The following is a 258-nucleotide window of genomic DNA, read 5'->3' as shown; positions in this document are numbered from 1 at the left end:
GGCTCGGCGGTCATCGCCGCCAACACCCGCTGCAGTCGGGCGGTCAGCGTCTCGATGGTGGCCGCATCGAACACATCGGTGCGGAACTCCACCGTTCCGCCGATCCCGGCTGGCTCACCGCCTTCGCCCCAGCGTTCGGCCAGGGAGAAGGTCAAATCCGTACGAGCCGTGAGTGTGCCCACCGGAATCGAAGTGGCCTGCACATCACCCAAAGTCAGCCTGGCAGCAGGGTCATCCCCGGCGGTGTTTTGCCAGGCG

At 66.7% G+C, this 258-nt stretch carries 1 protein-coding gene; it reads right to left on the bottom strand.

Annotation, left to right across the window (positions count from 1 at the left end; genetic code table 11):
- On the bottom strand, window positions 1-258 hold a 258-nt coding region (locus AC5Y30_RS25565; protein WP_499922117.1), incomplete at both ends, for a hypothetical protein.

This window comes from Mycobacterium sp. NGS27, from assembly GCF_059813005.1.
The sequence above is the reverse complement of the archived record's forward strand: the minus strand, read 5'-3'. Positions and strand labels throughout refer to the sequence as shown.